17 protein-coding genes and 1 pseudogene are annotated in these 18,225 nt (G+C 45.9%); 4 read left to right on the forward strand and 14 right to left on the reverse strand.

The features are described 5' to 3' along the window. Window position 1: 1 nt before the first annotated feature. The 4 genes from KJS63_RS16565 to KJS63_RS16580 form a co-directional block, all read right to left on the reverse strand. The gene (locus KJS63_RS16565) at window positions 2-874 is read right to left on the reverse strand and encodes a Gfo/Idh/MocA family oxidoreductase (RefSeq protein ID WP_213620123.1); all 873 of its coding nucleotides are present in this window, start codon (window positions 872-874) and stop codon (window positions 2-4) included. Next, window positions 871-1,968 (reverse strand): dihydrodipicolinate synthase family protein, encoded by a 1,098-nt coding sequence (locus KJS63_RS16570; protein ID WP_213620124.1) that lies wholly within the window; start codon window positions 1,966-1,968, stop codon window positions 871-873. The genes KJS63_RS16565 and KJS63_RS16570 overlap by 4 nt, the downstream gene beginning before the upstream one ends. After that, window positions 1,968-2,984, reverse strand: coding sequence for an NAD-dependent epimerase/dehydratase family protein (locus KJS63_RS16575; protein WP_213620125.1), 1,017 nt, complete (start codon window positions 2,982-2,984; stop codon window positions 1,968-1,970). The genes KJS63_RS16570 and KJS63_RS16575 overlap by 1 nt, the downstream gene beginning before the upstream one ends. A 173-nt stretch (window positions 2,985-3,157) precedes the next feature. Beyond that, window positions 3,158-4,531 carry an extracellular solute-binding protein gene (locus KJS63_RS16580; protein WP_213620126.1) on the reverse strand — a complete coding sequence of 458 codons (1,374 nt, stop codon included), beginning with the start codon at window positions 4,529-4,531 and terminating at the stop codon, window positions 3,158-3,160. Between the two features lie 268 nt (window positions 4,532-4,799). On the opposite strand from KJS63_RS16580, the gene KJS63_RS16585 reads away from it, so the two are divergent. Continuing rightward, window positions 4,800-5,216: a VOC family protein gene (locus KJS63_RS16585; RefSeq protein ID WP_213620127.1), complete on the forward strand. Its 417-nt coding sequence runs from the start codon at window positions 4,800-4,802 to the stop codon at window positions 5,214-5,216. Window positions 5,217-5,295: 79 nt separating this feature from the next. Here the strand turns inward: KJS63_RS16585 and KJS63_RS16590 are convergent, their stop codons facing one another. The 3 genes and pseudogenes from KJS63_RS16590 to KJS63_RS26650 all read right to left on the reverse strand — a co-directional run. Further along, complete coding sequence (locus KJS63_RS16590; protein ID WP_213620128.1) at window positions 5,296-5,721, reverse strand: SRPBCC family protein; 426 nt, start codon at window positions 5,719-5,721, stop codon at window positions 5,296-5,298. Between the two features lie 76 nt (window positions 5,722-5,797). Then, window positions 5,798-6,754, reverse strand: coding sequence for a sigma-70 family RNA polymerase sigma factor (locus tag KJS63_RS16595; protein ID WP_213620129.1), 957 nt, complete (start codon window positions 6,752-6,754; stop codon window positions 5,798-5,800). A gap of 155 nt (window positions 6,755-6,909) precedes the next feature. Beyond that, a pseudogene (locus KJS63_RS26650) lies at window positions 6,910-7,032 on the reverse strand (recombinase family protein); the annotation flags it as partial. A gap of 73 nt (window positions 7,033-7,105) precedes the next feature. Here KJS63_RS26650 and KJS63_RS16600 point away from each other — a divergent pair. Then, entirely contained in the window at window positions 7,106-7,765 is a 660-nt protein-coding gene (locus KJS63_RS16600; protein ID WP_213620130.1) for a TetR/AcrR family transcriptional regulator, read from the forward strand. 110 nt (window positions 7,766-7,875) lie between these two features. Beyond that, window positions 7,876-9,012 (forward strand): alpha/beta hydrolase, encoded by a 1,137-nt coding sequence (locus tag KJS63_RS16605; protein ID WP_213620131.1) that lies wholly within the window; start codon window positions 7,876-7,878, stop codon window positions 9,010-9,012. A 292-nt stretch (window positions 9,013-9,304) separates the two neighbouring features. On the opposite strand, the gene KJS63_RS16610 is transcribed toward KJS63_RS16605, so the two are convergent. The 3 genes from KJS63_RS16610 to KJS63_RS16620 all read right to left on the reverse strand — a co-directional run bounded on the left by KJS63_RS16610 (window position 9,305) and on the right by KJS63_RS16620 (window position 13,110). Further along, window positions 9,305-10,783 carry an amidase family protein gene (locus KJS63_RS16610; RefSeq protein WP_213620132.1) on the reverse strand — a complete coding sequence of 493 codons (1,479 nt, stop codon included), beginning with the start codon at window positions 10,781-10,783 and terminating at the stop codon, window positions 9,305-9,307. A gap of 360 nt (window positions 10,784-11,143) precedes the next feature. After that, window positions 11,144-11,488, reverse strand: coding sequence for an antibiotic biosynthesis monooxygenase family protein (locus tag KJS63_RS16615; RefSeq protein ID WP_213620133.1), 345 nt, complete (start codon window positions 11,486-11,488; stop codon window positions 11,144-11,146). A 635-nt stretch (window positions 11,489-12,123) separates the two neighbouring features. Then, window positions 12,124-13,110, reverse strand: a complete 987-nt coding sequence (locus KJS63_RS16620) for an SIS domain-containing protein (RefSeq protein ID WP_213620134.1) — start codon at window positions 13,108-13,110, stop codon at window positions 12,124-12,126. 250 nt (window positions 13,111-13,360) lie between these two features. Between KJS63_RS16620 and KJS63_RS16625 the strand changes: the two genes are divergently transcribed. Next, complete coding sequence (locus KJS63_RS16625) at window positions 13,361-14,080, forward strand: GntR family transcriptional regulator (RefSeq protein WP_213620135.1); 720 nt, start codon at window positions 13,361-13,363, stop codon at window positions 14,078-14,080. A gap of 72 nt (window positions 14,081-14,152) precedes the next feature. Here the strand turns inward: KJS63_RS16625 and KJS63_RS16630 are convergent, their stop codons facing one another. From KJS63_RS16630 to KJS63_RS16645, 4 genes are all read right to left on the reverse strand, one after another. After that, window positions 14,153-14,971 carry a PfkB family carbohydrate kinase gene (locus KJS63_RS16630; RefSeq protein WP_213620136.1) on the reverse strand — a complete coding sequence of 273 codons (819 nt, stop codon included), beginning with the start codon at window positions 14,969-14,971 and terminating at the stop codon, window positions 14,153-14,155. A gap of 33 nt (window positions 14,972-15,004) precedes the next feature. Further along, window positions 15,005-15,832 (reverse strand): carbohydrate ABC transporter permease, encoded by an 828-nt coding sequence (locus tag KJS63_RS16635; RefSeq protein ID WP_068617842.1) that lies wholly within the window; start codon window positions 15,830-15,832, stop codon window positions 15,005-15,007. A 2-nt stretch (window positions 15,833-15,834) separates the two neighbouring features. Further along, entirely contained in the window at window positions 15,835-16,719 is an 885-nt protein-coding gene (locus KJS63_RS16640; RefSeq protein ID WP_213620137.1) for a carbohydrate ABC transporter permease, read from the reverse strand. Between the two features lie 106 nt (window positions 16,720-16,825). Continuing rightward, a complete protein-coding gene (locus KJS63_RS16645) occupies window positions 16,826-18,139 on the reverse strand; it encodes an ABC transporter substrate-binding protein (RefSeq protein ID WP_244862655.1) in 1,314 nt (437 codons plus the stop codon). Between the last annotated feature and the right edge of the window lie 86 nt (window positions 18,140-18,225).

Consider the following 18,225-nt stretch of genomic DNA (forward strand, 5'->3'; position numbering starts at 1 on the left):
ATCACATTTCCATGAGGACGGGGCGTTTTTGTAGACGGCTGTGCTCTGCACACTCCAAAAACCGGATGACTTCCAGCGTTTCAGAGGGATGCACCGTGCACACGCCGTTTTTGAACAAATTCAGGACCGACTTTAGGAGCTCTTTGTAGCTCGGTTCAAGCGGGACATGCCGGGTAGCGTTTCTAGTGTGCAGGCTTATTCCAAAAGACTCTGGGCCACTTCGGATTCCTCGAATCGTTCCCATTCTCCCGTCCTTCCAGGTTCCGGTAATGAGATCGTTGTGATCTGTGGAAAGGGCGGTTACTTCCCTGCACCCGGGGCCCATGATTCGAAACAACAGATCTGCCGCATGGATGCCGTACCAGAAATAATGCCCCTGCGTCGATTCGACGTGCATTGGGCCGTACACGTCCGCACCCAAGATGTCTCCCCTTGTGTATTCGGGCAGGTCTTCTGCGTAACGCAAGCTTGAAGCACTCATTAAAGGGATTTGAAACTCTTCCGCGAGTCTGATGATTTCACTTGCGTCTGTTGTTGACAAAGCAAAAGGCTTATCGATAAATACCGGTTTCTGGTAAGGGCAGATCGCCTTGAACTGATTCAGATGTATCCTTCCGTCGGCACTCAGGATAAGGATGGCATTGGTGCTTTCTGCAACTTGCTGCATCGTGGGCATTAATCTCACTCCGTATTCTTTCATCATCCGGCCGGCAAAAGAGTTAACACGGCTTATACTGAGCGGAAAATCCGGAGATCCGCCCGCATATGCGGCCGTCACGGTCACATCTGAAAAAAGAGCCTCTTGGGTTTCATGAAGAGTACGGGTGAATGCCAGAGCATGCGAACTGTCAAGCCCGATGATTCCGATATTCATGGCTGAGCAAGAGAAGCAAGCCTAAGCCATTCATCCAGATGCTGCTTTACAAAATCATCATCATTCAGGTGAGGATACTGTCGGTATACACGATCGATTTCCTCTTTTTGTCCTTCGGATAAGGTCTCCTGTGGATTCAAGCACCAGATCCCTCTCATGAGACCCTGCCTTCGAAGAACCTCGTGTATCCCGGGTATACAGCCAGCAAACTGATGGGCGGGATCAAAAAAAGCGGCGTTGGCATCTGTAATCTCCACACTCAGCGTGAGTAAGTCCGGTGGCAGCGGCGATCCCTCTTGCTTGCGGAGACGTTTCACTTCTTCCAGCAGCTGGACCGCCTTATGTGTCCAGACAGCGAAGTGACCCAGAAGCCCGCCAACGATTTCTTTCTCAATGATGCCTTCTTCCGTTTCGAACCGAAAGGTAGTGAGTAGATCCATCAGGATGTTGTCATCGTTCCCTGTGTACAGGGCAATGTCATCCCGGCGGCTTGAGCAGCAAACCGCTCGGACGACATCAATGGTTTGATATCGGTTGAAGGGAGCTATTTTGATAGCGATGACATTATCGATCTCAGCAAAAGCCTGCCAAAAATCGAAGCTCAAACTACGACCTCCGACGGAAGGTTGAAGATAAAAACCGATGACCGGCATGATTTCGGCTATCCTTTCCGTATGCTGAAGCAGGTCTTTCTCACTCCAGTGGTCAAGTCCACCCATACTCAGCAGCACCGCATCATATCCGAGGTCTTTACTGATCTGGGCTTCTTCCGTCGCCTGTTCCATATCCCCGCATACACCCGCCACTTTGATGAAAGGCCGTTGCAGGCTGGCTTGCTTTGTTTCTTCCGCGGCCAATCGGAGCACCCGTTCATAGAGGTTAACCTTGGGATCCCGTATCTCGAACTGGGTGGAATGCACGCCAACCGCAATTCCGCCGGCTCCTGAAGCGATATAGTATTTTGTCAGGAGACGTTGATAGACTTCATCCAGCTCTCTTCGTTCATTTAAGGCAAGCGGATGTGCAGGGATGACCAGACCTTCATGGAGTGCTGCTGCTTGTTCCGGCGTAAGTGATGCTTGTGTTTTGTGCATTAGAACCTCCCCTTCCTTTCCGAAAAATGGGTTGGTTTGTTCCACGTATGTCCGCCGGATTCAACCCAATCGGCAATGAAATCAATCATTTCCAGCAAGCCTACTCTCGGATAACCGAATTCGCGAAACGCCTTAGCTGCATTGCTGAGCAGAGCCGTTTCGGATTCGCTTCCTTCAAAGGCTGGTGCAGTACTGAACCTTTCAGCGAACTGCTGCGCTGCCCAGCGAACTGACATGGTTTCAGGTCCGGTCACATTCAAAATTTCGGGAGGGCTTTGGCACTTGAGCAGGCTCCTTAAGGCCATCTCATTGGCATCTCCCTGCCATATCACATTGGCATGCCCCATCGCAAGCGACACCGGCTTGCCTTCGTGAACTTTTTTGGCAATTTCGAGAAGCACTCCATAACGTAAATCAATGGCATAGTTTAAGCGGTACAACAGTATTGGCGTGCCATACTTGTAAGAGAAGTATTCAAATATCCGCTCTCTCCCCAGTGTGGATTGTGCATATTCACCGAGAGGTTCAGGGGATACCGATTCATCTACTCCGCCGAGACCAACTGATGAAAGCGGATACACGTTGCCAGAAGAAAAAACGACGATACGCGAATCCTTATACTTGTTTGCCACTCTTCCGGGCAAGTAAGTATTCATTGCCCATGTATAATACTCTCTTCCCGTTGTTCCAAACTTGTTGCCTGCCATGTATATGACGTTGTCCGCTGCAGGCAGCTGCATTAATTCTTGATCGTCTAAAAGATCGCATGAAATCGTCTTTACACCAGCGATTTCAAGATCGTTCCTCACCTCCTGATCCTGAAATCGGGATACAGCAATCACCTTCATGTTCATCCCTCCCGCCTTAATGGCTTGAGCGGCCAATTTCGCAAGACTTGGTCCCATCTTCCCGCCTGCGCCTAATATTAAAAGATCCCCGTCCACTTTATGTAAGTCGTTGATTAGCCGGTCTGATGCCTCCGAAAGCTTTGCTTCCAATTCAGCCACGGTCTTCATCCGAATATAGTCACCTCACCTTGTTAAGTTTTATAACTGGATCATATGTGGTATTTATTTTCACTAAGAAATTAACATATGCCAAGTTGTCTGTCAACTGGTTCTTTTGTAGTTCATATAAAATAAAAAAAGCACCTCCTCATGGCAGTGCTTTTTAGACTTTTTTTCGTTTTTTATAGATTGAGACTTTTAGACGGAAGCAACACTTCAGCGAGTCCCTCTTCATCCGTTAAATAAGATATGTACTGCTTCAGGCTTTCTCCGAAACGAATCTGGGTTTGCATGGAAATCGACAGATCGCGATACGTCGCGTATTTCGAACTATAGTCTCGATGAAGCTCCAACCTGGACGGTTTGTTTTTAAGCTCCACTGAAAATGTTTCTGTAATATATCTGCTTGCAGGTAAACTGTATGTGTACTTTCTAATGTAGGTCTGTGCCTCATCTGAAGTGAGATAATTCACAAAGCAGGCTGCCGTTTCCTTTCGGCTCGATTCTGCACTGAGAGCAATGGCTGTAGAGAGAAGGAGTGTCCTATCATTCTTAAAATGTGGCAGTTGAGCGATATCAAAGGAAAAGTCCGCATTCTTCAGTTCATTCAGCATGTAATATGTGGTTAGCATAACGGATACCTTCTGCTCCTTGAACAATTTCTCGGCTTCGAATTCACCTTGTGCCAAGGCAAGCGGAAATATTCCTTCCTCTGTCACAAGATCCCTGAGCCAGCGTAATCCTTCTGAGGGCAAGCTAGTTCCGTTCTGAGCTGGACTGGAATCTATCGAAGATGGATCGTCCTCATTTTGCAGCCAGAAAATGGGCCACCGATTCATGGAAAATAATTGAAAAGCGATGCTGTAGCGATGAGGCGCCTTGAGCTCCCTGAGCAGTGCTGCCAGTTCATCCCAGCTCCAGCTGCTGTTTGGTTCACCAAGTCTTTTCTCCCTCAAATGCTCCTTGTTGTAACACAAAATAACAGGTGAGTAAACGAAAGGCTGTGCTGCCAGAACACCCGATTCCTTCTCAAAATAAGGTGTAAGAAAAGGGTATATCGTATCGTCTCGATCCTGGCCGACAAACAAATCAAGGTAGTTTTTCTCTTGGAATTGGTACATATCCTGCAAGTTGATGGTTAACGCATCGATAATCCCTAGTTTGATAAGATTGGCGATATTGTCTGAATTCATATAAGGAAGCTCAATCGTTTCCACATGAATATGTGGATGTTTCTCGTGGAATCGCTTAATTAGTTCCTCCATCCCCGCTTCTTTATATAATGAGGGATATACGCCAAAATAAATGGTTTCCTTGGAAGCAGGCTTGGTTACCTGCGTGCCTACCCTGGGAATTTTAATGATCAATCCCTCTTGTACAAGCTCATCCAGAACGTATCTTACGGAGTTTTTGCTTAGTTTGTATTGTTCTGTTAGTGCCAGCTCGGAAGGAAGAAATTCTCCCGGGCTGTAAGCTCCGGAGTTGATTTTTTGCTTCAGATCGGCAGACATATGTCTGGTTCTGGTCTGAAAAGTATGACGATCTATTTTCGCCATTGGCCGTTCCACCTATCCTCTTCATCTTTTTATGTTCTAACTACATTTCATTGTACTTCCTGATTATTATACCAGATATGAACCAGTTTCACACGCTATGTGTAAATTAATTCACCTAAAATACATACTGAAATTTTTCATACTTTCCAGTCTTGTTCAAATTTAAGCTTCCGAATCCATGAGACCGATGAATTCCCGGATCGGCTGTCGTCTATATAAACGAAGGCATAATGAACACAAACTAATTTGACGAAGAGGTGTTTTGAAGATGGCATTAACGTCCGTATTCACAAGCTTCAACCTGCCTGTAAAAAACGTAGAACAATCGAAAGCGTTCTTCACTGGACTCGGATTCGAGCTCAACCCGCAATTCCCCGATAACGAGAATTCGGCAGCCATTGTGATCGGCGACAACCTGCAGGTCATGCTGATCAATCAGGCATTCTTTAATACGCTCACGGAGAGGGAGTCCGTCGATACGAGCAAGTATGCTCAGATGACGATCGCATTGGCCTTTGAGAGCCGGGAAAAGGTCGATGAAATCGTGAATACTGCGGTCTCCTTGGGCGGGAAATTACACGCTGAACCGGAAGATCATGGGTTCATGTATCATTGGGGCTTCGTGGACCTGGACGGCCATCTGTGGGCTATTAACTATATGAACATGGATGCGGCACAAGGTTAAGGCTAACAGAGAGCACGATTGTACTAAGATTCAAAAAGAAAGACGCCAGGCATCTTCCCTGGCGTCTTCTTCGCGATGATTAATTTTGTTCGGTATAGGCTTTGAAATTGTCCATGATCGCCTGCCAGCCTGCTTGCTGGAACTCAACGGGATTTGAGCTTTCCGCGTCGAACGTTTCGATGACCTTCGTCTCGCTGCCTTGATCGACGAAAGCAATATCCACTCTTCTTCCGTCTTCTATGGTGTAGCCGATTGCCTCATGCTGCTTCACGACATCGTAGACTCCGCCAAAATCAAAGCCCATGCTGCCATCCTTCGCTTCCATCCGTGTCAGAAACTTGCCGCCGACTTGCAGATCGTTTTCGGCTCTCGGCGCATGCCAGTCCTCGGACGCTTGATTCCACTTCGTGATGTGATCCGGCTCGGTCCAATAGCGCCATACCTTTTCGATCGGGGCTTGAATTACGGCTTGCACGGTTACTTTCGTCGGTTGATTCGTTTCCATTTTGAATAGACACCTCTCTCATGCTTTTCGTTGTTTTGTTATTCTCAATGATATAGACGTAAGCCAATGACGAAATTCATCGGTCAAGTCGCTCAGGCAGCCCAAATCGCGAAAATAATTGCGTATTAATGAAGTTTTGAACGTGCAGGATTTGATTTTCTTTGGTCTCGATGACATGGATGCCCCAGGGCACCAGGCTGGAGCCGTCTTTATCCCGCATATACTGGGCCAATGCCGGATAACCGCCATTCACCGTAATGGGCACAAATCGCGAACCTTCGCAATGCCAGCGAGTAAGCGAAAAGAAAGCGGACAAATCGTCCTTGCCGCGGACCCACATCTCGAAGGGCGGCATCGACATACAGCCTTCCTCATGGAATAAAGCGACGAGCGCTGCGATATCGAATTGCTCGAAGGCCTCCACATACCGGGACAGCAGCTCCTGCTCCGGTTGAACGTCCATGCTGCTGAGCTCATCCGAGCGAAGCTGCGCCCGGTCCATCGTCTCTCGGGCTCTTTGCAAGGCGCTGTTCACCGCTGCCGGCGACATCGCCAACATTTCCGCGATCTGCTTGGAGGACCATTCGAATACGTCCTTCAAAATGAGTACCGCGCGCTGCCGCGGAGGCAAGGTCTGCAGAAGAGCGATGAAGCACAGTTGAAGGGTATCTCTGCGGACGAGCCGATCCTCCGGATTGCCCCCAAAGTCAGGGGACGGCCAGATCCAGGCAGAGTCCGGCAATGTGTTGCGCGGCTCAACGATGGCGGCGGCCGGGTCGAACAGGTCGACGGGAAGCGCGCGGCGCTTGGATTGTCTCAGCTTGTCCAAGCACAGGTTGGAGGCAATCCGATAGACCCAAGTTTTGAACGAGGAATCCTGTCTGAACGTGCTCCAGCTCTGCCAGACCCGAATACTCGTTTCCTGAACAGCATCGTCCGCATCGTCCATGGAGCCTAGCATTCGGTAACAGAACGAGGTTAAGCCCGGCTTCAAGCTTGCAAATAATGTTTCGTCAAATACGGTCTCGTGCATCGCGGCCTCCCTTAACGATCTCCCCGAAGGGTTGTACCTTCATTATATGCAATGAAGCGAACAGCCTCAATCTGAATAAATATTTCTCCTCTTGGTTGCTTATGCGATTTATGGTGGAGGGCTTTAAAACCCGGGCAGTTCAGCCACTGATAAATTAGCGACTTCAATAGTCTATGTGCTTGTCTTCCAACATTTTCGGGCCTTCCTCCTAAACGTCCTCGAGTTCTAGCTGCCTCTCTTCCTGCTGTCGATCTTTCTAATATTAAATTCCGTTCAAATACACTGCTTGACATGTGAATTAATTATCGTTATAGTGTGAATCAATTCACACTTCACATTAAGGAGTAATCTATGCCCAAAAAAACTTTCTTTCGTTTAGATGAAGCAAGGCGCGAGGAAATATCTATTAACGCTATGCATCTTTTTGTTGATAATCTTTACGAGGATATAACTATGAAGATGGTTTTGGATAGTTTGTCCATGCACCCCGGAACATTTTATCGGTATTTTGAAGACAAAGACGACCTTTACTGTCTCTTAATACGTAATGTGACCCAGAAAAGAGCTGCGTATTTTAATAACAGTAATGAAGATTCCCTTTACCAGTTTTTCCTTACTGGCTTATTAGGTAACGTTAAGGGTAATGTGACCGAGCCACTGAATGAGTTGGAAATCAAACTCACTGAAACACTTTTATACATTCCAGAGAACATTTTGCTTAAAGTATATCTGAATGTGCTAAAGGGCGAGTCATCCCCCTTAATCAAGGACATTTTACGCCGAATGAGGGTTGATGGATATCTGCGACCTGATATTGACGACGACCTGATTTCTTTTATGTTTGAGTCAATGCAGTTTAATTTAGTCATGTTTTTTAGGGAATTCGATATTAAGGACTCTAAGCTGCAACATAAGATTAGCAAGTATTTTGCTGACTTTATGGGTCATGGGCTGCTTGAAGATCATAAATATTCTGAAATTGTTAGCGGCCTCAAGAAAGCCAAGGAGTAGATATGATTCACTGAAGATAGGAGGTAATAGTTTCACCGTTTGAAAAGCGCTTATAACGCAAAGCATATATTTCACATTCGCCACTTTTATTAATTAAGGGGGAATAAAAATTGAAAACCTATGACGCATTTCCTGAACCAATTGGCGGTTATACTGTCGGTCGAACCCAGATGGATTTTGAGTACACAGCATCAGATCACTCCAAAAGAGAACTGACGGCGTTTGTGTACTATCCGTCGGACAGTAGCGAAGGTAAGACTACATCAACGTACATGTTTCCTGAAGTCTACGAGATGTTTAATGAACAGCCACTTGTCTCTGCGTTGAAGGATACTTTCTCTATAGATATCAAGACCCAGTGTTACGACGACCTTGCTCTCTCCGGGAAGGAGAAGCGCTATCCGGTGTTATTCTATGTTTGCGGTGGGGGCGGTTCTCCAGAATGGGGTACAGTGATCTGTACAGACTTGGCAAGCATGGGATATGTTGTGGTAAGCATCGGCCATCAGAATAGCACGATGTATAAGCGTAAAGATGGGCGCCTGTTCAATGTATCAAAGGATTTTTCGGATGCCATTATGGCGTTTTCTGAAGATCCGGAGATGCAAGCGTTAGCTGGTAAGATGGAGATGCGGCCTGACGATGAAACTGCCATTGAGATGTGCCGTAACGTGCTTAGACTTCCAATACTTGCCAAGATAACAGAGTATAGTGAATTACAGGCAGAAGATGTAAGGTATACAGCCGATTATCTTTACAAACTGGACTCTGGAGAGCTGAATTCCATCTTTAAAGGCAGATTGTTGCTTGACATCGGCATGGGCATAGTCGGACATTCTTTTGGAGGGGCTACGACAGCGATTGTTTGCCGGGACGACGACCGGTTCGCCTGCGGGATTGGCTTGGATAGCGGTGCGTTCGGCCTTCAGGGCAGCGACCTTAAGAAACCCTTCTTGCTGCTGTTTCGTGAACCTAACTATAACATGAATGCAATAATTGGCGCTAACAATAGCATGGAAACCTATTATTTCTCTGTTGATCGTGTTGCGCATTTAGATTACTGCGACATTGTGTTTACCTGTGTTAATGAGGAACTCAGAGGCGAACGGGAAGCTATGGAGATGCGAAATCTTGTTACAGACTATACGAAGAGCTTTTTTGATCATTACCTGCTTCAGAAGGCTGCAAGTGTGGAAAGTCTGGCATATGATGGCGTGGACTTGATCAAGAAGACCAGCAACAAGTGACATAACCGAGAGGTTGCTGATAAACGCGTGTCATGTACCGATAAAACAAAAAAGCCGCTAAATTAGCGACTTCAATGGGAATATGTTTTTGTCCCTCGACAAACCTTTCCCGCAACCTGCCCTTTTCGCTTTTTAAATTTCTTTTGATTATCGTTTAACAAAAATAAAACCCGTCGCAATTACTACGTGGCTGCCGATCCAGGCTGGCAGCCGCGTTCAGGTTATTTATTAAGCTGTAGTCTCCCGCTAGCTTAATAACGTGATGGTTAAGTCCAACCTCATGGCACGATCATCATTTCCCCAGCTCTGGCGGATGACGGGAAAGTGTCGCCTGCTCGAAGCTATAGGCGATGCCTATTAGCGTGGGCTCACTGAAAGCCCTCCCGGAAAAAACAACACCAAATGGACCCTTGGTCGAATCGCCATCTGCATCAATTGTTCCTTTGACTGAATAACCGGCAGGAACCGTGATAAGTGGATACCCTAACCTGGCAGCGATGTACATGCCATCAATGTCACCCGGTAACATTAATGCATCTAAGCCGTGTTGATCGAGTGCATAGTCAATCCCTTTTGTTACAGCTTGATGGTTATATTCTTGACGTTTAAGTTGATAGGTCATCTCGTTTAACGTATTTTCTTCTGAGCGAATCAGATTGTCTTGGCCAAACTTTAATGCAGAAGCAGCGTGTTTCTGATTATACTTAATCAGTTCTTGAAGAGAATGTACGGGAATATCCGAGTTCAACTTCGACAGATAACGATTCAGGCCTGTTTTGAATTCGTAGCAGATAACATCGTTGTTCCATGGGTGCTGTTCCAAATGGAGGTCTACGGGATCGATAACTGTTGCACCTTGCTCACGTAGAACACCGATGGCAGATTCCATGATGGAAAGTCTTTCTTCATCCAACGACCGATAGTAATGTCTTGGAATCCCAATACGAACTTTACTCAGAAAATCTATGTCGAGATAAGATGTATAGTCATGAAAAGTACGGTGGGGACTAGTCCATGTCGCCTTATCGTTTTCGTCCATCCCGACGATTGCCCCGAGTAGCGCCGCAGCATCAGTGACTGTTCTGGAGAGTGGCCCAGGTGTATCCTGACTTATGGAGATCGGAATAATGCCGCTACGGCTTGCAAGTCCAACTGTAGGCTTGATTCCGACGAGAAAATGTTGGCTGGCTGGCCCAACAATAGAACCTGCGGTTTCTGTTCCAATAGCTGCCGCTGCCAAGTTTGCTGCTACTGCTGCCGCCGATCCAGAACTTGACCCACTGACGAAAAGCTTGCCAGGTCCGTATGGATTCAATGCATATCCACCCCTAGAACTGTATCCAGCTGGCATACTATTGGACATAAAATTCGACCACTCGGTCATATTTGCCTTACCTAGTAGAACTGCGCCTGCAGCGCGAAGTTTTGCAGCTATGAACGAATCTTCTGGAGCAAATGACTCAGCCAACGCGATTGAACCAGCACTCGTGTGCATCCGGTCGTGCGTATTGATGTTATCCTTGAGAAGGATAGGAATTCCATGCAGCGGCCCCCTACTGCCTGTTGTATTTCGCTCAAGATCAAGACTCCTTGCTATTTCAAGCGCATCTGGATTGACCTCTAAGACAGCATTGATCAGAGGATTATATTTATGAATACGCTCAATGTATGCAAGTACGAGGGCTTCGGATGTACATTCACCTGAAGACATTGCCTTTTGCATACTGACCAAATCGGCTTCTTGAATCCAATCTTGTAAGTTGATGCACATTTATTAAGATCCCCCCGGAAATAGAAGTTTTTGGACAACAGTTATATGCTATCACGCTACCTTACCAAGGGTATAGGTAATGTTTAGATTAAATAAGAAAGTATCGGTTAGGCATCGCTGTAGATCTTGTATTTTTCCGAACGTTAATGTTGTAGCTAAAGAAATCTACCCAGTGCTTAATAAAATGAGCAGGCTGCTGTAGCCTGCTCAACAAGTTATAATTGAACTAACGTTCCCCGATAGTTTAAGAAAGGTTTGCAATAGGACGCAAAAAAAGAAAAGACCTCATTTTAGTAAGCGTCAGAATGCCGACTTCTTCTAGGAAACACTAACATTTCTTTTCCGTAATTTTCTTAAGGATTACTTTTTTGATGCTCCAGTTAAGTTGCTTCCCCATTCAGCAACCGGGATTAACCAGCTAACCATTCTATCATTCAGCAATTCGGAGAGAACTCCTTCATACTCCTTGCGGTAGGGTTTAGGAAACTCTTCTTGCAGCCAGCTTTCTTTTGTGCCTTTCCATATCTCGTAAATGACGATGTCTTCCGATTGATCCATGTCATCATGAATAATGGCGTTCACAAAGTTTGTTTCATTTGACATAATGTCAACCAGTGAGAATAATTGCTTGCGAAAATCTTCTTTCTTACCGGGCTTTACTTTGAATCGTATGTTAAGGATAATTTGATTATTATTCTTTGTCACAGTTGATACACCTCTTCTTTAGTTTATTAGCACCGTTTTTGTTTGTTTTACAATGTGTGTCGGAAACTCCATTTCACAACCTCCTTCTTCTACTATAAATTAATATTTTCTCGTATTCACTTACTTATTCTTAGATTACAAACTTCGACTTCCTTAAGCGGTAGGACATCATTTTATTCCTAAGTATGTATAGAGATGTAAGCGTGACCTTAATCGCTAGGTCATTGTTTGGCTCGATTCTTAATGCCCCTGCTATACTGCTTACAGATGAAGAGACCCAGTTTTTAACTTGGTTTGGTAAAGATATTCCTCCATATTATTATAAAGGTAACATTTCCCACCATCATGGGTTTTAATTAGTCCATTATAAGAGAATCTGTCATAAGGCAAGCAGACTCTCCTTTTTCATCAGCCCAAAAGCTAACATCTTTCTCATATGACCGAGTTGCCAGTCTTGTTTGTCAACGGGAGGACCATGTCGGGTTTCATCATGCTGCTTAGCGACTGGAGAAGCGGCTAAATCCCAGACAACGAAACGGGTATCAAACCAAAAGGAAACGGGAACATTACCGCCCCCGTTTCCTTTTTTGGATCTTAAGAAATATTACCTACATAATTGAGCTTGCTGGAATATCTTAATACTCCATCTTCCACATATAACGGCGTACCGAAAGCGCATGTCCGGTTTCTTCAGATAAATGCTGTGCGTACTGTCTGAGTACTACACTAGCTACAAGGTTTGTAAAGTAAGGACGCACATCCGGGGAGATTCCCTCAAGGTCGAAAGTCTCCGCATCAATCAGGATAGTTTTGTCGGAATATTTCACACAGAAATCATAAGCACGGTCATCCAGCGGCCGGGTTTCTCCCAGCCCTTTAATTACGATAAACGGTACATCAAAGTCTGTAATTTCAAAAGGTCCATGGAAGTATTCCCCGGAATGGATGGCACTGGAATGAATCCATTGCATCTCCTGCAGCAGGCAGATGGCGAATGAGTAGGCTACAGAATAGTTAATTCCGCTGGCCATGGTGTAGATCAGCTTTTCCCGTTTGTAAGTGCGTCCGAATGCTTTGGCGGCTTCCAAGGTTAAGGCCTTATTCCGTTCAAACACACCATGCAGGCCGTTCTCAATGGAACTGATCGCGTTGGCATACTTCTCATTCGGATACAAAGTCTGGAGAATTCCAAATACCAGCCGGTACAGGATAGCCATATTGGTCTCCTCCCCGCGGAGAGCCTCGCCATAAGGGGCATAATCGTAATGCAGTTTGAATTCCGCAGCCTCCCAGAGCGGTGAATCTACCAGATTGGTCAGGCAAATCGTTAATGCACCCTTCTCACGGGCAAATGTCGTTGCCGCAACCGTTTCCGGGGTGTTTCCGGAGTGGGAGCAGGTTATGACCACGGAACCTGGCCCAAGCGCTTTGGGGGAACGGTGAATAAATTCGTTAGAGGAATAAGCGGCTGAGGGGATCTCAATCTCACGATCCAGAATATATTGCGCTGGTGTAACGTTTGCGAGCGAGCCGCCGCAGGCTACAAAATAGAAATTGGATACCTTTCTTTGGGCTACGGCCTGAATCGCTGCTTCCAGTTGTTGCACATGCTCTTGGTTCATTGAAAAATTCCTCCTCTTGTTGTAGATATCTCCGGCAGACCAGAAATATCTATTTGTTACGTTATGTAACGTAATGTATCTTTATGTTACTATGGATATTCACTTAAATCAACCCCCTTTTCTTGAAATTCAAATAGTTTACATTATAAAAAAAGTATTATATATTACCTGTGGTTGGCTTTTGACAGAAATAATTGCCAAAGATATAATAATTAGTTGAACTATAATAACGTTCTCAAAAGGAGCTGCAATGAGACAATTACAGCCGGATAGCATTATCCCTCTTTATGTGCAGTTAAAAGACATTATCAAATCCGATATAGAAGCCGGAATTATGAAGCCAGGGCAGAAGATTCCCACTGAATTTGAGTTATGCGAAATGTACTCGATCAGCCGCCGCACAGTCAGAACCGCGATCAGTGAATTGATTGAAGAGGGCTTGCTTGACCGCAAGCAAGGAAAAGGCACCTTTATCACCACACCTAAGATTCAAGCGAATTTCGGCCCCTCGGTATTGGGATTTACAGAAATTTGCAAGCTTAACAACCTTAGACCTTCCTCCAAATTGGTTGAACAGCGGCAGATCAGTGCCACCTCCAAACTGGCTGAAGCGCTGAATGTTCCTGTTAACTCCAATCTTATAGCGATCCAGCGCATTATGCTGGCCGATGAAGTTCCGGTAATGATGGATTACGCTGTGTTTACAGATGCCTATAACTTTTTGCTGCAGGAAAATTTGGACAACCGTTCGCTGTACGCTACTATCAAAGCCAAACGTGATGTCTCCTTCATGCGCCAGCGCAAATCGATCCAGACCGTATTTGCCGATTCGGCACAAGCACAGTACTTGGAGATTCCGGTCGGCTATCCGCTGATGCTCTCTCAGGGCACCGTTGTTTCCTCTACCATGGAAATCATTCATTACGGGGAACAGCATATCGTAGGTGACAAATTCGTATTGTATATTTAGTAAGTAATAAATAACATGTCAAAAAGCTGTTCAAGCAATGAACAGCTTGTGACCATGCATTCAAGTGTATAATTACTCCCCAATGGGTTTGGGATACCCGAACCCCCCGTAAAAGGTGCAGGTATACGCGGCAGAATTTGCCCCGGACTGCAGCGCCTCTTCCATAACTCCTTTTTTTAGATAAGATACCAGAAATCCGGCAATGAAGCTGTCTCCAGCTCCCATCGTATCCACGACCTCAGCTGGAGTGACTCCTTGTCTGTACCGCACCCCGTTTCTGGAGAACAGCGCGCCTTCACTTCCTAACGTTATGCCTACAATTTCCGTACCCAACCCGTGACAGGTCTTTATGAGTGCTTCGATCTGCTCAGAGTCAAGCTCCGCACCCGAAAAAAATGCATATTTAATATAAGGGCACACCTGCCCCAAATAATCTTCATCCGTCCTTGTAGAGAAGTCGAAGGAAATATCGCAGTGTTCCTTAATTACAGGAAGCTCCCTTTCTATGCTGGAATAACAGCTGGTATGGCAAACGTCATGTCCCGCGATATATTCCAGATCCGCAGGTGTTAGGCGCAGCCGGAGCACATGCTGGGCTGTATCCTGGGCACCGCGTACGAAAACTCTGTCATTGCCGACCAGCTTCACACCGGGTGAACCGCTGTTCGCATACACTCTGCGTGAATAACGGTAGCTGATTCCTTCCTTATCCAGCGAGTCCATAATATGATCGGACTTCTTGTCATTTCCGAATACACCGATATAGGACACTTCCTGGCATCCGTTCCGCTTACAGTTCACGGCCACATTGACGGCATTGCCTCCGGGATAGTAGAGCCCTTGATCCAAATAACAATCCGCAACATTGTCGCCTACGGCAATTATTCTCATGAATAAATCCTCCCAAGTTCTTATGTGCGATATTCAGCCTTTTACAGAGCCTTCAGACATGCCCTGAATGAAGTATTTCTGCATAAAAATAAATAGAATAATAAGCGGCATTGAAGAGATCACCAGTCCGGCGAGCAGAACCCCCCAGTCGGTTGACAATGCATCTTTAAAGTTCATCAGCCCGGAAGGAATAGTTCGGTATTTGTCAGAGTCAATAAAGATAATGGAGAACAGAAACTCGTTCCAGGCATAATACGAGGTAAAGATGATGGTAGTCATAATAATAGGAAGAGACATAGGCAGGAAAATACTAGAGTAGGTCCGGAAGACCGAACACCCGTCTATGGTTGCCGACTCTTCAATCTCTTTGGGGATGCCCAGAAAATAAGAGCGGATCAGCAGCACTGCGATCGACAGCCTGAAGGCAATGTAGGGCAGAATCAGGGCAAAATACGTATTATGAATATTTAAATTCTGTAAAAGTTTGTACAGGGGTACCAGACACACCTGAGGGTCCAGCATCATTCCACCGAGCACAAACATAAATAGTGTCTTGCTGTACCGGAAACGGAAGCGGCTCAGTCCATACGCACACAGTGAAGCAATGATGACAACGCCCGCAATCGTGCTGACGGTGACAATCACACTGTTCATAAAATAATTGCCTATCCCTTTGGTCCAGGCGGTTGCGTAGTTCGAAAACAACCACTTGCTTGGCAGACTCCAAACCGCTCCAAAAATTTCATCGTAGCTTTTAAAGGATGAGGACACCATCCAGAACAACGGGTACATCACTACCACTACCCCTACCAGAAGAGGCAGCAGCACAATGAGTCTGTAAACAGGCAGCTTGCTGGCCATGTTCAGTCCCCCTTCCCTGTTCTGAATGATAATGTCTGTATGAGCGCAAGCACTGCTGTAATGACAAAAATAAGCAGTGAGATGGTCGCGGCATAACCCATGCTGTCTTTGACAAAACCGTTCTGATACATCAGAACCGCAATCGTAATGGAGCTGGTTCCGGGACCTCCGCCCTTGGTTAGAATAAAGGGTTCGTTAAATACCATAAACGCCCCTGTTATGGTCAGAAGTGAATTTACAAAAATCATTTCTTTCACCTGAGGCAGCGTGATGCTGAAAAAGATTTTTACTCTGCCTGCCCCGTCGATTTTGGCCGCTTCATAGAGGTCGCGCGGAATTTTCTGAATGGCCACAATGAACAACATCATGCAGTAGCCGATACTCTGCCACTGTGATACGGCAATAACGGCATAAATGGCTGTATCACCGGAACCCAGCCATGGTTTAGCCCAGGCATCAAGTCCCACAGATTGCAGAAACATATTCAGCAGACCTTCCGTCGGGTCATAGACGAAGGAAAATAACAAACAGATAACCGTAATAGAAATAATAACGGGAATAAAAAAGATCGTCCGGAATACCGCCGAGACCTTTCTCAGGAACTCTTCCTCCAGAATGGCGGCTAAAACCAGCCCAAATCCTACCTGGAAGATTAAAGAGATGACGGCATATTTCACATTATTGATTAAGGCTTTGCCCACAACAGGGTCGGAGAACAGTGTTCTATAGTTATCAAAACCGGCGAATGAGCTTTTTCCTGACAGCAGTGAGACATTCTGAAAGCTATAGAAGAAATTCTGGATCAGAGGCATATATACGAAGACTGCAAGCATCAGCACACACGGCAAGACAAACAAATAAGGAGCTATCGTTCTTCTTGTTCTCATCACTTTCCCCCTGTTTTATCTCGGGAACCCAGTTAGACGCATTCCCCTTTATCTTAGAAGAAAAGAGGGGAGCTAAGCCCCTCTTCACAGTTGATGCACTTCGTTTCTATTTTTTGACTGCAGGAAGCTTCGCCGCCGCATCTTGAACTTCTTTGATCACATTCTCAGGAGTCTCGATACCTGCGGCAATGGCTTGGCCTCCACGCATATAGGCATCGGCTACGCTGGCATCCATTGCATTATCAAGCCAAGGGGTGGTTTCTGCCGCGTTCTGGATCAATTTGATCGCCTCCAGGGTTCCCGGAGGGGAATTCTCCTTCGTAGCCGCACCAATTACAGTGGTCATAGAACCTACATCATGCTGAAACTTCGCTGCATTCTCAGGAGAGACAATGAACTTTACAAATTTCTCAGCAAGCGCTTTATTGGCTGTTTCCTTGCTGATTATGAATCCTTCAGGCGCACCTGTCAGACCTTCGGCATTCCCCTTCCCTTCGGAGAACTGAGGGAAGTTAAAGTAATCAAACTCAAGATCAGGTTTATCTTTCAGATAACCTAGCTCGGCGAACTGCAAATAGTGGATCGGCACTTTTCCGGCGATGAACATATTTCTCGTAGCTTCATGATTGACGGATGTCGCGTTTGGCCCCATATATGAGGATAATTTCTGCCAATACTTCAGTACTTGTAGGTATCCCGGATCGGTGAACTTGCCTGGACCCCCTGCATAGTCAGTTGCCATCACCTCTGGACTCAGCATCCGCTGATTCATGGTGCCCAGGTAATGCCCTACAGCCCAGGAATCCTGAAGGCCTTCGATAATCGGCGTGTCGTAGCCGGAAGCCTTAAGCTTGTCCAGCAGGGCTATGAACTCGTCCCAGGTCTTTGGTTTTTCCAGACCCAGCTTGTTGAATATTTTCTTATTATAAAAGAAGACCTTTCCATCCATGGTAAAAGGCACACCATATATTTTGTCACTAAAAGTGAAGGATTTCAGCTGATTCTGAACCAGGGTTTTTGTCCAGTTCGGATCAGATTTGTACATAGAAGTAAGATCTTCAACCCGGCCTGAGGAGACCAGACTTTCGGCAAAGCTGTCCGACCAGGAGGAGAAGACATCCGGGATTTCCCCCGAGGAGACAAGAACCTTGATTTTCTCCTTGTAGCTATCGTTCAGGACGGATTCCATCTCAATTTTGACACCAGGATTCTGTTTTTCGAATTCCTCTTTAATGTAATTGAAATACGAATTTCTTGGTTCATTGGGCCAGCGGTGAAAAAACTTTAGCGTTGTTGTCTTGCCTTTTGCATCCCCATTCCCGTTGGCTGAAGGTGTAGAATTATTGCTGTTACACGCCGTCATTACCACCAATAAACCCGCCAACATTAACAAGCCCAATCTTCGTCCCATCCGATACATTGTAAATACCTCCCGTCGATGATTAACTTACGAAGCACAAAATAGATTACGTATTGTTACGTAACAACACTATATCATACCGATAA

The organism is Paenibacillus sp. J22TS3, assembly GCF_018403205.1.
GTDB classification, from domain to species: Bacteria; Bacillota; Bacilli; order Paenibacillales; family Paenibacillaceae; genus Fontibacillus; species Fontibacillus tuaregi.

Excerpts from the sequence above, each read along its gene's own strand:
- KJS63_RS16590 (WP_213620128.1), bottom strand. The coding sequence starts at position 5,721 with ATGGAAACGAATCAACCGACGAAAGTAACCGTGCAAGCCGTAATTCAA.
- KJS63_RS16610 (WP_213620132.1), bottom strand. The coding sequence starts at position 10,783 with ATGTGCATCAACTTACAAGATTGGATTCAAGAAGCCGATTTGGTCAGT.
- KJS63_RS16565 (WP_213620123.1), bottom strand. The coding sequence starts at position 874 with ATGAATATCGGAATCATCGGGCTTGACAGTTCGCATGCTCTGGCATTC.
- KJS63_RS16635 (WP_068617842.1), bottom strand. The coding sequence starts at position 15,832 with ATGGCCAGCAAGCTGCCTGTTTACAGACTCATTGTGCTGCTGCCTCTT.
- KJS63_RS16640 (WP_213620137.1), bottom strand. The coding sequence starts at position 16,719 with ATGAGAACAAGAAGAACGATAGCTCCTTATTTGTTTGTCTTGCCGTGT.
- KJS63_RS16595 (WP_213620129.1), bottom strand. The coding sequence starts at position 6,754 with ATGCACGAGACCGTATTTGACGAAACATTATTTGCAAGCTTGAAGCCG.
- KJS63_RS16585 (WP_213620127.1), top strand. The coding sequence starts at position 4,800 with ATGGCATTAACGTCCGTATTCACAAGCTTCAACCTGCCTGTAAAAAAC.
- KJS63_RS16580 (WP_213620126.1), bottom strand. The coding sequence starts at position 4,531 with ATGGCGAAAATAGATCGTCATACTTTTCAGACCAGAACCAGACATATG.
- KJS63_RS16625 (WP_213620135.1), top strand. The coding sequence starts at position 13,361 with ATGAGACAATTACAGCCGGATAGCATTATCCCTCTTTATGTGCAGTTA.
- KJS63_RS16620 (WP_213620134.1), bottom strand. The coding sequence starts at position 13,110 with ATGAACCAAGAGCATGTGCAACAACTGGAAGCAGCGATTCAGGCCGTA.
- KJS63_RS16645 (WP_244862655.1), bottom strand. The coding sequence starts at position 18,139 with ATGTATCGGATGGGACGAAGATTGGGCTTGTTAATGTTGGCGGGTTTA.
- KJS63_RS16575 (WP_213620125.1), bottom strand. The coding sequence starts at position 2,984 with ATGAAGACCGTGGCTGAATTGGAAGCAAAGCTTTCGGAGGCATCAGAC.
- KJS63_RS16630 (WP_213620136.1), bottom strand. The coding sequence starts at position 14,971 with ATGAGAATAATTGCCGTAGGCGACAATGTTGCGGATTGTTATTTGGAT.
- KJS63_RS16570 (WP_213620124.1), bottom strand. The coding sequence starts at position 1,968 with ATGCACAAAACACAAGCATCACTTACGCCGGAACAAGCAGCAGCACTC.
- KJS63_RS16600 (WP_213620130.1), top strand. The coding sequence starts at position 7,106 with ATGCCCAAAAAAACTTTCTTTCGTTTAGATGAAGCAAGGCGCGAGGAA.